The 12700-nt window shown below is 63.9% G+C and carries 12 protein-coding genes; 1 reads left to right on the top strand and 11 read right to left on the bottom strand.

What is annotated here, in order from left to right; genetic code table 11:
* Window positions 1–55: 55 nt before the first annotated feature.
* The 9 genes from phoU to E1956_RS08130 all read right to left on the bottom strand — a co-directional run bounded on the left by phoU (window position 56) and on the right by E1956_RS08130 (window position 10515).
* Window positions 56–760: a phosphate signaling complex protein PhoU gene (gene phoU, locus E1956_RS08170; protein WP_134748147.1), complete on the bottom strand. Its 705-nt coding sequence runs from the start codon at window positions 758–760 to the stop codon at window positions 56–58.
* Window positions 761–786: 26 nt separating this feature from the next.
* The gene (gene pstB / locus E1956_RS08165; RefSeq protein ID WP_028216034.1) at window positions 787–1623 is read right to left on the bottom strand and encodes a phosphate ABC transporter ATP-binding protein PstB; all 837 of its coding nucleotides are present in this window, start codon (window positions 1621–1623) and stop codon (window positions 787–789) included.
* Window positions 1624–1638: 15 nt separating this feature from the next.
* Window positions 1639–2535 (bottom strand): phosphate ABC transporter permease PstA, encoded by an 897-nt coding sequence (pstA, locus tag E1956_RS08160; RefSeq protein WP_134748146.1) that lies wholly within the window; start codon window positions 2533–2535, stop codon window positions 1639–1641.
* Window positions 2532–3518: a phosphate ABC transporter permease PstC gene (gene pstC / locus E1956_RS08155; protein WP_134748145.1), complete on the bottom strand. Its 987-nt coding sequence runs from the start codon at window positions 3516–3518 to the stop codon at window positions 2532–2534. The genes pstA and pstC overlap by 4 nt, the downstream gene beginning before the upstream one ends.
* A gap of 254 nt (window positions 3519–3772) precedes the next feature.
* On the bottom strand, window positions 3773–4804 hold the full coding sequence (gene pstS, locus E1956_RS08150) for a phosphate ABC transporter substrate-binding protein PstS (RefSeq protein WP_134748144.1): 1032 nt from the start codon (window positions 4802–4804) through the stop codon (window positions 3773–3775).
* Window positions 4805–5247: 443 nt separating this feature from the next.
* Window positions 5248–6600, bottom strand: a complete 1353-nt coding sequence (gene glmM, locus E1956_RS08145) for a phosphoglucosamine mutase (RefSeq protein WP_134748143.1) — start codon at window positions 6598–6600, stop codon at window positions 5248–5250.
* A 70-nt stretch (window positions 6601–6670) separates the two neighbouring features.
* Window positions 6671–7561, bottom strand: a complete 891-nt coding sequence (gene folP / locus E1956_RS08140) for a dihydropteroate synthase (protein WP_232071381.1) — start codon at window positions 7559–7561, stop codon at window positions 6671–6673.
* A gap of 165 nt (window positions 7562–7726) precedes the next feature.
* Entirely contained in the window at window positions 7727–9616 is a 1890-nt protein-coding gene (ftsH, locus tag E1956_RS08135) for an ATP-dependent zinc metalloprotease FtsH (protein ID WP_028216028.1), read from the bottom strand.
* A 236-nt stretch (window positions 9617–9852) separates the two neighbouring features.
* The gene (locus tag E1956_RS08130; protein ID WP_134748142.1) at window positions 9853–10515 is read right to left on the bottom strand and encodes an RlmE family RNA methyltransferase; all 663 of its coding nucleotides are present in this window, start codon (window positions 10513–10515) and stop codon (window positions 9853–9855) included.
* Window positions 10516–10781: 266 nt separating this feature from the next.
* Here E1956_RS08130 and E1956_RS08125 point away from each other — a divergent pair, with 266 nt between their 5' ends.
* On the top strand, window positions 10782–11327 hold the full coding sequence (locus tag E1956_RS08125; protein ID WP_134748141.1) for a YhbY family RNA-binding protein: 546 nt from the start codon (window positions 10782–10784) through the stop codon (window positions 11325–11327).
* 117 nt (window positions 11328–11444) lie between these two features.
* On the opposite strand, the gene E1956_RS08120 is transcribed toward E1956_RS08125, so the two are convergent.
* The gene (locus E1956_RS08120) at window positions 11445–11918 is read right to left on the bottom strand and encodes a DUF4149 domain-containing protein (protein ID WP_134750448.1); all 474 of its coding nucleotides are present in this window, start codon (window positions 11916–11918) and stop codon (window positions 11445–11447) included.
* Window positions 11919–12004: 86 nt separating this feature from the next.
* Entirely contained in the window at window positions 12005–12481 is a 477-nt protein-coding gene (gene greA / locus E1956_RS08115) for a transcription elongation factor GreA (RefSeq protein WP_134748140.1), read from the bottom strand.
* Window positions 12482–12700: the final 219 nt, after the last annotated feature.

The following is a 12700-nucleotide window of genomic DNA, read 5'->3' as shown; positions in this document are numbered from 1 at the left end:
AATACGGTTAAACGCGCGCTTGAGTATGTTCATCCATGCGCGCCTGAATCGCGCTTTAGCTCAGCGCTTCGCGTTCGAGCGCGTCGCGCGACTTGTGGCGCACGTCGGTGCCCTTCACGATGTAGATGATGAATTCGGCGATGTTCTTCGCGTGGTCCCCGATGCGCTCGATCGCCTTGGCGATGAACAGATAGTCGAGGCCCACGGAAATCGTGCGCGGATCTTCCATCATGTAGCTCACGAGCTTGCGCACGAACGCGCGGAATTCCTCGTCGATGGCCTTGTCGTCGCGCACGATCTGCGCGGCGGCCACCGTGTCGAGACGCGCGAACGCGTCGAGCGCGCGGCGCAGGATCGAGACGGCCATCTCGCCCGAGACCTTGATCTCGGCGATATTCACGCTGCGCGAGGCGCCGTCTTCCATCAGGCGCTTGGTGCGCTTGGCGATCTTCTCGGCCTCGTCGCCCGCACGCTCGAGGTTCGTGATGGTCTTCGAGATCGCGAGCACGAGGCGCAGGTCGCGCGCGGCCGGCTGGCGCAGCGCGATGATGTTGCTGCACTCCTCGTCGATCTCGACTTCCATCGTATTGAGGCGGTCTTCGGCAATGATCACGCGCTCGGCGGCTTCGCCATCGAACTCGTTCAAGGCCTGCATCGCCGTGATGATCTGCGATTCCACGAGGCCGCCCATCTCGAGCACCTTCGACGAAATCAGGTTCAGGTCGGCATCGAACTGGCTGGACAGATGCTTGTCGGACATGTTTTTCCCCTTCTCGGCGCGACGGATCAGCCGAAGCGGCCGGTGATGTAGTCTTCCGTTTCCTTGCGGACCGGCTTGATGAAGATCTTCTCGGTGTCGCCGAATTCGATCAGCTCGCCAAGATACATGTACGCAGTGTAGTCCGAGCAGCGCGCGGCCTGTTGCATGTTATGGGTCACGATCACCACCGTGTAATCGCTCTTCAGTTCCGCGATCAGCTCTTCGATGCGGCCCGTCGAGATCGGGTCGAGCGCCGAGCACGGCTCGTCGAGCAGCAGCACTTCAGGCCGGATCGCAATGCCGCGCGCAATGCACAGACGCTGCTGCTGGCCGCCCGAAAGTCCGTAGCCGCTCTGGCCGAGCTTGTCCTTCACCTCGTTCCAGAGCGCGGCCTTGGTGAGGGCCCACTCCACGCGGTCGTCCATCTCGGGGCGCGAGAGCTTCTCGAACATCTTCACGCCGAACGCGATGTTGTCGTAGATCGACATCGGGAACGGGGTCGGCTTCTGGAACACCATGCCGATGCGCGCGCGCAACAGCGAGATGTCGCGCCGCGTCGTGAGCAGGTTCTCGCCGTCCATCAGGATTTCGCCTTCGGCGCGCTGCTCCGGATAGAGCGCGTACATCTTGTTGAACGTGCGCAAGAGCGTGGACTTGCCGCAGCCAGACGGGCCGATGAACGCCGTCACCTTGCCTTCGGGAATCTGCAAGTTGATGTTCTTGAGCGCGTGATACTTGCCGTAGAAGAAGTTCAGGTCCTTCACTTCGATCTTCGGCGGGCCCGACAAGGGGCTGCGGTTGCCCTGGGCGGGGTCGAAGCCCGACGGGGCCGTAGTGTTCAAGTGACTCTCTGCCATATTCATCGGATGACTCCGCCCTTACTTTTTCGAAAAGATGCTGCGCGCGAGGATATTCAGACCCAGCACGCCCAGCGTGATCAGGAAAACGCCGGCCCAGGCAAGCGACTGCCACTGTGCAAACGGGCTCATCGCAAACTTGTAGATCGTGACCGGCAGGTTCGCCATCGGCTGATTCATGTCCGCGCTGAAGAACTGGTTGGACAGCGCGGTAAAGAGCAGCGGCGCGGTCTCGCCGGCGATACGCGCGATCGCGAGCAGCACGCCCGTCACGATGCCCGCGATCGACGCCTTGAGCGTGATCGAGAGCACCATCTTCCACTTCGGCGTGCCAAGCGCGAAAGCCGCTTCGCGCAGGTTGTTCGGCACGAGCTTGAGCATGTTCTCGGTCGTGCGGATCACGATCGGGATCTGCAGCAGTGCGAGCGAAATCGCGCCGGCCCAGCCGCTGAAGTGGCCCATTTTTGCGACCACGAGCGCGTAGACGAACAGGCCCACGACGATCGACGGCGCCGACAGCAGAATGTCGTTGATAAAGCGCGTCACGCCCGCGAGCCAGCTCTTCTGGCCGTACTCGGCGAGATAGACGCCCGCGAGAATGCCGATCGGCGTGCCCACGAAGGTCGCGATGCCCACCAGCATCAGGCTGCCGACGATCGCGTTGGCGAGACCGCCGCCATCGGTGTTCGGCGGCGGCGTCGACTGCGTGAACAGCTGCACCGAAAGGCCGCCAATGCCGAGCGAGAGCGTCGTGTAGAGAATCCACACGAGCCAGATGATGCCGAAGGCCATCGCGGCGAGCGAGCACGTCAGCGCAATGGCGTTGACCACTTTGCGGCGGCTCTGCAACTTCGCGCGCATGCGCTCCAGTTCGGGGCCGTAGGCCGCGCCCGGAATCTTCATCGTCGGTTCGCTCATCGTGCGCCCTCCGACTTTTCAAGACGCAGCAGAAGCAGCTTCGAGATCGCGAGCACGATAAACGTGATCACGAACAGAATGAGGCCGAGCTCCATCAGCGCGGCCGTGTGCAAACCGGGGCCCGCTTCGGCGAACTCGTTGGCGAGCGCCGAGGTAATGCTATTGCCGGGCGAGAACAGCGACACGTTATCGAGCAGGTTCGTATTGCCGATCACGAACGTGACGGCCATGGTCTCGCCGAGCGCGCGGCCCAGACCCAGCATCACGCCGCCGATCACACCGGTCTTGGTGAACGGCAGCACGATCTTCCACATCACTTCCCACGTCGTGCAGCCGATCCCGTAGGCCGACTCCTTGAGCAGCACGGGCGTGACTTCGAACACGTCGCGCATCACCGAGGCGATGTACGGAATGATCATGATCGCGAGAATGACGCCCGCGCACAGCATGCCGATGCCGATGGGCGCGCCCTGGAACAGCGCGCCGATGATCGGCATGCCGCCCAGCAACTGGCCGATCGGCTTCTCGAAGTACTGCGCGAAGATCGGTGCGAACACGAGCAGGCCCCACATGCCGTAGACGATCGACGGGATCGCCGCGAGCAACTCGATGGCGATGCCGAGCGGGCGGCGCAGCCAGGCGGGCGAAAGCTCGGTCAGAAACAGCGCGATGCCGAAGCTCACGGGCACGGCGATGATGAGCGCGATGAGCGAGGTGGCGATCGTGCCGTAGATGGGCACGAGCGCGCCGAACTGCTCGCTGGGTGGATCCCAGTCGGCAGTCCAGAGGAATGAGAGGCCGAACTTCTGGATCGTCGGCATCGAAGCGACGATCAGCGACACGATGATGCCGCCAAGCAGCAACAACGTGACGATGGCGGCACCGCGTGCGAGGCCGCCGAAAATGATGTCCCCTGCCGGGCTGGGCGCTTGCTGCTGCGCGGCGCTGCCAGGCGGGTTCGAGACGAGTGGGACGTCGGACATGATGAGCTGTATCCAGTGGCCGCGAGCATCAGGCTCGCGACATTGATGCGGTTCCGAAACCGCCGGCCGCCCGGCCTCCGGCCTTGCGGCGGGACTTCGAACGGCAAATCGTAGCGGGTGTGTTACGTGCGGTACTGCCTACCGCGTGACTGCGAGGACCGGGTTGCACCACCAGCCGGGAAGCAGAACGGGCCGCGCGCGGTGTGCGCGGCGGCCCTCGCATTGCCCCGGTCATGCAACCCGGCTAGTCCGCCTTACTCGGCAACCGGCTTGCCGCTGGCGTCCTTCACCTTGGCTTTCCACTGCGACTCGATTTCGCCCACGACCGAATCCGGCAGCGAGATGTAGTCGAGATCGTTAGCCGCGCCCGAACCGTTCTTGAAGGCCCACTGGAAGAACTTGAGCGTTTCCTTGCCCTGCTCCGGCTTGTCCTGCGCCGTGTGCAGCAGCACGAAGGTCGCGCCGACGACCGGCCATGCGTCCTTGCCCGGCTCGTTCGTCAGGATCTGGTAGAACGACTTCTTCCAGTCCGCGCCAGCCGCTGCGGCCTTGAACGTTTCGGTGGCCGGCTGAACGACCGCGCCCGACTCGTTCTTCATGGCAGTGTAGACCATGTGATTTTGCTTCGCGTAGGCCCACTCGACGTAGCCGATCGCGCCCGGCAGACGCTGCACGAAGGCCGCGACGCCGTCGTTGCCCTTGCCGCCCGTGCCCGTCGGCCAGGCCACGGTCGTGCCTTCGCCGACCTTGCTCTTCCAGTCGGGGTTGACCTTCGAGAGGTAGTTCGTCCAGATGAAGCTGGTGCCCGAACCGTCGGCGCGGCGAACCACGGCGATGTCCAGATCAGGCAGCTTGACCTTCGGGTTCAGCGCGACGATGGCCGGATCGTTCCACTTCTTGATCTTGCCGAGGTAGATGTCGCCGAGCACCGGGCCCGACAGCGTGAGTTCGCCGGCCTTGACGCCGGGCACGTTGATCGCCGGCACGACGCCGCCGACCACCGTCGGGAACTGGAACAGGCCGTCCTTGGCCAGTTGGTCGTCCTTCAGCGGGGCGTCCGAGCCCGCGAAGTCGACCGTTTTCGCCTGAATCTGCTTGATGCCGCCCGACGAGCCGATGCCTTGGTAGTTGACCTTGCCGCCGCCCGACTTCTGATAGGCATCTGCCCATTTCGTGTAGATCGGTGCTGCGAAGGTGCTGCCCGCGCCGGTGATATCAGCAGCTTGCGCTGCGATCGCGAAAAGCGCGCCAGCAACGCCAGCGAGCGCGGTTTGCATCAATTTCATGTGGCCTCCAGGTGTGTGAGCGGATGAACGACACCGCGAAGAATAGGGGCTCTCTGTGACAGTACCGTGACGATTCGTGAAGCAATCGTGACAATATGATTACCGCCTGAAAGGCGAAAGGATCGTGAAGGGTACGAGTGTTCGGAAGGCGCGCACGCCCCGCCAGTTGGGGCTCTCGAGCGCGGCAAAGCGCACGCCGGGCATTGCGTGGCGTTAGAGGGTCGAAAGCGCAGGATGCCCGCTGAATGCGCGAGCGGCCTCTGAAGCAAAAGTGAAACGTTTGCTTCAACAGAAAAAGGGGAACGCCCAGATGTGTTCTGGCTCGAGACTGGCGATACGGAACGCGGCGCCCTGGCGCCTGCCAAGCGCCGCGTTCGTCTGGGAGGGGGTGGCGGCAGGACTCGCCTGCCGCACCGGTTCTGGCGCGGGCCGGAACGCCCGCGTCAGGCGATCGAGCGCTTGACCGTCTCGGCGATCGATTCGGCGTACTGGAGCGTGTCGCGCTCGTCGCGTGCCTCGACCATCACGCGCAGCACCGGCTCCGTGCCCGAGGCGCGAATCAGCACGCGGCCCCGGCCCTTGAGCTCGGCCTCGGCGTCTGCGATCGCCTTCTGGATCGCGGCATCGCTCTTCCAGTCGGCGCCCTGCGCGATACGCACGTTGATGAGCTTCTGCGGGAACAGCGTCACGCCATCGAGCAGTTGTGCGAGGGTCTGGCCACTGCGCTTCATCGCGGCGAGCACGAGCAAGGCCGAGACGATGCCGTCGCCGGTCGTATGGCGATCGAGCGACAGAATATGCCCCGACCCCTCCGCGCCGATCAACCAGCCGCGCTCGCGCAGCTGCTCGAGCACGTAGCGGTCGCCCACATTGGCGCGCACGAACGGCACGCCGATGCGATCCAGCGCCTGCTCGACCGAGAGGTTCGTCATCAGCGTGCCGACCGCGCCATCCACTTTGCCGTCGGTCGCCATGCGGTCTTTCACGAGCACGTAGAGCAGCTCGTCGCCGTTGTAGAGGCGGCCCTGCGCATCCACGATCTGCAGGCGGTCCGCGTCGCCGTCGAGCGCGATGCCGAGGTCAGCGTGATTCGCGCGCACCGCGCGCACGAGCGCGTCGGGCGCGGTGGCGCCCACGCCGTCGTTGATGTTGAAGCCGTTCGGCGAGACGCCGATGGGCACGACATCGGCGCCCAGCTCGTGGAACACATGCGGCGCGATGTCGTAGGCCGCGCCGTTCGCGCAGTCGACGACGAGCTTGAGCCCGCGCAGCGTGAACGCCTGCGGAAAGGTGCTCTTGCAGAACTCGATGTAGCGTCCGCGCGCGTCATCCAGACGGCGTGCGCGGCCGAGGCGCTCGGACGGTGCGCAGTCGAGCGGCTGGTCGAGTTGCTCCTCGATCTGGGTTTCGACCTCGTCGGGCAGCTTGTTGCCGTCGGCGGAGAAGAACTTGATGCCGTTGTCGTAGTACGGATTGTGCGAGGCGCTGATCACGACGCCCGCGGAGAGGCGCAGCGCGCGCGTGAGATAAGCAATGCCGGGCGTGGGCATCGGGCCCGCAAGCATCACGTCGATGCCGGCGGCGGAAAGCCCCGCCTCGAGCGCCGCTTCGAGCATGTAGCCGGAAATGCGCGTGTCCTTGCCGATCAGCACGGACGGGCGCGGACCCGAGGACGTCGCAGCGCCTGCCAGCACCTTGCCCGCCGCGTAGCCGAGACGCAGCACGAAATCCGGCGTGATCGGCGCTTCGCCAACCTTGCCGCGAACCCCATCGGTTCCAAAATAGCGACGACCCATAATTCAAACCTCTCATTGGTTCTGTTTTGCGGCGCGTGCTCGCGCCCTGTTCTCTTTGCGCGCTGTTCCCTTACCGACGCGCGGCGTCGCGCATGGCGCCCCAAACCTTGAGCGCATCGACTGTCGGCGCGACGTCGTGCACGCGAATGATGGCCGCGCCCTGCTGCGCCGCGCACACCGCCGCGGCCACGCTGGCCGCCACGCGTTCGGGGGCGGGCCGGTTCACGAGCGCGCCGAGCATAGACTTGCGCGACATGCCCGCCAGGATCGGATAGGGCGCGACGCCGGCCGTCACCTGCGGCGCCGTCTCGCGCAGATGCGCGAGCAACGCGTAGTTGTGCTCGACCACCGTCTTGCCGAAGCCAAAGCCCGGATCGACGCTAATGCGCGCCTTCGCCACGCCTGCAGCTTCGAGTTCGGCACAGCGCGCTTGCAGAAACTCGCGCACCTCGCGCACGACATCCGCGTAATCGGGCTCGCCCACCTGCATGGTCTGCGGCTCGCCGAGCATGTGCATCACACACAACCCGCACTGGCTCTCTCGCACCGCATCTATCGCGCCCGGCATGCGAAAGCCCCAGACATCGTTGATCAGATCGGCGCCGGCTGCGAGCGCGTGGCGCATCACTTCCGGCTTGTAGGTATCGACCGAAAGCGGCACGTTCGCGCCCTTGAGCCGCTCGACGAGCGGAATCACCCGCTCGAGCTCTTCGTCTAGCGCAACGGGGGGCGCCCCCGGCCGCGTCGACTCGCCCCCAATATCGATGATGTCCACGCCGTCGAGCAGCATGTGCTCGGCGCGGCGCAGCGCATCGTCGAAGGCGAGATAGCGGCCGCCATCGGAAAACGAATCCGGCGTGGCGTTGAGTATCCCCATCACGAGAGGACGCTCGAAAGTCAGAGTGAAACGGCCGCACACGAGCGGTTCGGGCGCAACCGCGTGGGCTAGCGCATTGGGCAGATTACCCTGCGAAGTCAGATTGGGCACGTCAAGAAACGTCAGATATGTAACTCAATGTGGCCGCCGAAGCGGCCCAAACGCGAGGTGCGTCGAGAAATGCAAAACGGGCCGATGTGAACATCACACCGGCCCGCAACTTTACTCGATCTGGCGCACTGTGGCCGGTCAGGCCGGTGCGGTGGCGCTGCCGGGTTTGACCTCAGTACCCGTGCTGCCACCCGACGAAGGCGCATCGCCCGCCGACGGGGAGCTCTTTGGCGAGCGCGGCGGACGGCCGGCCATGATGTCGTTGATCTGATCGGCGTCGATCGTTTCCCACTCCATCAGCGCGGCGGTCATGGCTTCGACCTTGTCGCGGTTCTCGTCGAGCAAACGCTTCGCGAGACTGTACTGCTCGTCGAGCACGCGGCGGATTTCCGCGTCGACCTTCTGCTGCGTCGCTTCCGAAATCGCGCGCGTGAAGCCCTTGCCGAATGCGCCGCCGTCGTTGTCGTCGTCGGCGTAGACCATCGGTCCCAGTGCATCGGTCATGCCGAAGCGCGTGACCATTGCGCGAGCCGTCTGCGTTGCCTTGTTGAAGTCGTCCGAGGCGCCCGTGCTGATCAGGTTCATGAACAGCTCTTCCGCCACACGGCCGCCGAACAGAATCGCCAGACGATCGAGCAGATAGTCCTTCGAGTACGTTTCGTTGTCGTGCTCCGGCAACTGCCACGTCACGCCCAGCGCACGGCCGCGCGGAATGATCGTGACCTTGTGCACCGGATCGGCCTTCGGCAGCAGCTTCGCGACGACCGCGTGGCCCGACTCGTGGTAAGCCGTCGCACGCTTCGCTTCTTCGCGAATGACCGCCGACTTGCGCTCCGGACCCATGAAGATCTTGTCCTTCGCGTCCTCGAAGTCCTGCATCTCGACGATGCGCTTGCCGCGGCGCGCCGCGAACAGGGCCGCCTCGTTCACGAGGTTCGCGAGATCGGCGCCCGAGAAGCCCGGCGTGCCGCGCGCGATGACCGCTGCGTCGACATCGTTGGCGATCGGCACCTTGCGCAGGTGCACCTTCATGATCTGCTCGCGGCCACGGATGTCCGGCAGACCCACGTAGACCTGGCGGTCGAAGCGGCCCGGACGCAGCAGCGCCTTGTCGAGCACGTCCGAACGGTTGGTTGCCGCGATCACGATGACACCCGAGTTCGCTTCGAAGCCGTCCATCTCCACGAGCATCTGGTTCAGCGTCTGTTCGCGCTCGTCGTTACCGCCGCCCATGCCGGCGCCGCGATGACGACCGACCGCGTCGATTTCGTCGATGAACACGATACACGGCGCATGCTTCTTGGCCTGCTCGAACATGTCGCGCACGCGGGCCGCGCCCACGCCGACGAACATTTCCACGAAGTCCGAACCCGAGATGCTGAAGAACGGCACCTTCGCTTCGCCGGCGATGGCACGCGCGAGCAGCGTCTTACCGGTACCCGGAGGGCCTACCAGCAGCACGCCGCGCGGGATGCGCCCGCCCAGCTTCTGGAATTTCTGCGGATCGCGCAGGAAGTCGACGAGCTCGGACACTTCTTCCTTGGCTTCGTCGCAGCCCGCGACGTCGGAGAAGTTGACCGCGTTGTTGTTCTCATCGATCAGACGGGCGCGCGATTTGCCGAACGAGAACGCCCCGCCTTTGCCGCCCCCCTGCATCTGTCTCATCATGTAGAACCAGAACACGATGATCAGGATCGTCGGTCCAAGGTAATACAGCGCCGAAACGAGCGCATTGGGCTCTTCGTCAGCCTTGCCGCTCACCTGCACGCCGTATTTCATCAGGTCGCCGACCATCCAGATGTCTCCCGGAGAGACGATCTGATACTTCTGGCCGTCGGCCGGAGTGACCGTGAGGTTCCGCCCCTGCACCACGACGCTCTTGACCTTGCCGGCCTTCGCGTCGTCCATGAACTGCGAGTACGAAACGCCTTCCTGGACACGGGGCTTGTCGAACTGCTTGAACACCGTAAACAGCACCAGTGCGATAACCAGCCACACCGCTGCCTTGGAAAACATGTTGTTGTTCAAAGCACCACTCCTTCACTCATAGACGTGCGCCTACATTTGCCTTGCGACACCATCAAAGCATTCTAATCCAGTACGCAGGGCCTCGCCATAACGTTTCGCTAAGGCGGAAATAGCCTGAGCGCCTTGTCCGGACTGCCTCCCGAAGCCGATTCGGGACGATCTTTACAGTCCTGGCAACGCGCTCGCCACGCTGGAGCCGATTCTTTGCGATACCCGAGCCTGTCTGGCCTCGGGGATCAGCCGGGTCGCTTCAGATGTTTACCCAATATAAACGTTTCGGACGATTTATCACGCGAAGCCTTCGGCTTGCGCGCGGCCACGACCTTGAACTGATGCTTGAATTTCTCGACGATCTGGCTGTAACCACTGCCGTGAAAGCATTTTACTAAAAGGGCACCATCGGGTTTCAGATGATTCTGCGAAAACTCGAGCGCGAGATCGCAGACGTGTTCGATACGCGCGGCATCGGCCGACGCCACCCCTGACAGATTGGGCGCCATGTCCGAAATTACAAGGTCTACTGGCCGGCCACCCACAGCTTCTTCCAGTTGCGCGAGCACATCGTCCTCGCGGAAGTCGCCCTGCAGGAACTGCACGTCGGCGATGGGCTCCATCGGCAGGAGGTCCAGTGCAATGATCGTGCCGTCGATCCCGCCCTGGCGCTGGTCATCGCGCTTCGTGCTCTGTGCGAGCTTGTTGCGCGCGTACTGGCTCCAGCTGCCGGGCGCGGCGCCGAGATCGACGATCACCATGCCCGGGCGGATCAGCTTGTCCTGCTCGTCGATTTCCTTCAGCTTGTACGCGGCGCGGGCACGGTAACCCTCCCGTTGCGCCATCTTCACGTACGGATCGTTTATATGGTCGTGCAGCCACGACTGATTGAAGCGGTTTTTTGCCATTAAAGATGAACTCTTGCTGCGTGATGTCGCGCTTTTAGCGGATAATACGCGTTTAATTCGTGCGGCCGTCGCGGCCCGTCCGGCTCAAGGCGCGCGGTTCTCACCGCCTCGCTCGCCGGCATCAGCCCGCGCCACGCCGTTCTCCACGGTTTTTCCATTGTTTCGACGCGCTTCCCGCCTGGCGGCCCCTCGTTGTGAGGCCTGTCATGCCGGCATTCCACGCTGACTGGCGGGCGCCGTCATTTTAGTCGAGTCTGCCACATCCCATGCCCGCCCTCACACTTACTGCCGAACAGCGCTCCGAACTGCGCTCTGCGGCTCACGCGCTCAAACCGGTCGTGCTCATCGGCGCCGAGGGATTGACCGACGCCGTCCTCAAGGAAATCCAGGTTCACCTCGACGCGCACCAGCTCATCAAGGTGCGCGTGTTCGGCGACGAGCGCGAAGAGCGCCTCGCGATCTACGAAGAGATCTGCGACCGCCTGAACGCGGCGCCCATCCAGCACATCGGCAAGCTGCTCGTGATCTACAAGCCCGAGGAAGCCAAGCCGACGACCACCCGTGCCCGCGCCGGCGCACGCGGCACCGTGACGCGCCCCGCCGGCGACGTGCCGAGCGCGCGCGAAGCGGGCAAGCGCGGTGCGGCGCCGCGCGTCGTCAAGGTCGTCAAGGCGTCCGACAACCCGATGCGCAAGCCCAAGTCGCAGAAGGTCACCGTCAAGGGCAACGAGCGCGTCACGCAAGGCGGCAACATCAAGCGCGCCAAGAAACGCCAGACCAGCTCGAAGCGAGTCCATCAAGGCTCGAAGTAAGGAAAGCGCGGCCAGTTTGCCGCGCTTTTTTTTCGCTTCCAGCCTGACGGAAAAGTTAACGGCGACGGCTTGAACAGGTGCGCTACCCGGGAACAGGTGCGCTACCCGGGCAGCGCTTCAGCGCTGCGCGCGCGCACCCCGCGCCGACGGCAACAGCCAGACGAGCCAGGCGCCCAACAGGCTTTCGACCAGATAGAACACGCTCGACACGCCGTGCAGCATGCCAAAACGGCTCGCCCAAACCGAATGGGCAATGTCGACGCCCGCCTGCATGGCATTCATGCGCATCGCGTTCATGAACGGCTGCAGCGCGTAATAGCCGATCAGCACACACAACAGCATGCCGATCAGCAGCCAGCGCAGGCGCCGATACCCCGTCTCGCCGCGGCGGATCAGCACGTTCGCGAGCCCGAGCAGCAGCACGCCGCTCACGAGCCCGAGCATGCCTTCGATGCGGAACAGCTGCGCGGCGAGCGAACCGGCCACCATGCGGTCCAGCGAGGCGAACAGGACAGGCGCGACCGCATAGCCGATCGTCAACTGGCTGCCCACCCACAGCATGGCGAGCAGCGCGAACACGCGGTGCGCCACGAGCGGCGGGGCCGGGCTGAGCAAATTCTGGGATGTATTCACGTCACTGAGCAGGTCACTAAGTACGTCAATGGGCACGCCACGCGTCAGACGTAGCGCACCTCGATGATCTCGTACTCGCGCACGCCGCTCGGCGCCTGCACTTCGGCCACATCGCCCTCGGTCTTGCCGATCAGCGCGCGCGCGATGGGCGAGCTCACGGAAATCAGGCCGTGCTCGAGGTCGGCTTCGTCGTCGCCGACGATCTGGTACGTGACCGACTTGCCCGAGTCGAGGTCTTCGAGGTCGATGGTCGAGCCGAACACCACGCGGCCATCGGCTTCAAGCAATGCCGGGTCGATGATCTGTGCCGCAGCCAGCTTCGATTCGATATCAGCGATGCGGCCTTCGATGAAGCCCTGCTTTTCCTTCGCTGCGTCGTATTCCGCATTTTCCGACAGATCGCCTTGCGCGCGCGCTTCGGCGATCGAATTGATGACCGCCGGTCGCTCGACGGACTTCAGGCGTTGCAGTTCCTCGCGGAGTTGGTCTGCACCGCGCTTGGTCAAGGGAATCGTGCTCATAAACAACTCATTCAGCCGCTTGGGGCCGTATTGATGCCGCACGAATAAATTCGTTGCGGCCATAAAAAAAATCACCGCGGTTAAGTGCATCCCGAGAGGGCGGCGGCGCCCACTGGCGCAGCCTGAAAACCCTGTTGGGACGCCGCTTAACCGCGGCACATTCAGCTTTGTATTCAGCCTGTTTGCCTGCCTTGTTCAGTATTGGACAGACAATCGAAG

The sequence above is a fragment of the Paraburkholderia pallida genome (assembly GCF_004524855.1).
Taxonomy (GTDB): Bacteria; Pseudomonadota; Gammaproteobacteria; order Burkholderiales; family Burkholderiaceae; genus Paraburkholderia; species Paraburkholderia oxyphila.
Note: the sequence above shows the minus strand (reverse complement) of the source record. Positions and strands in the feature narration are given on the sequence as shown.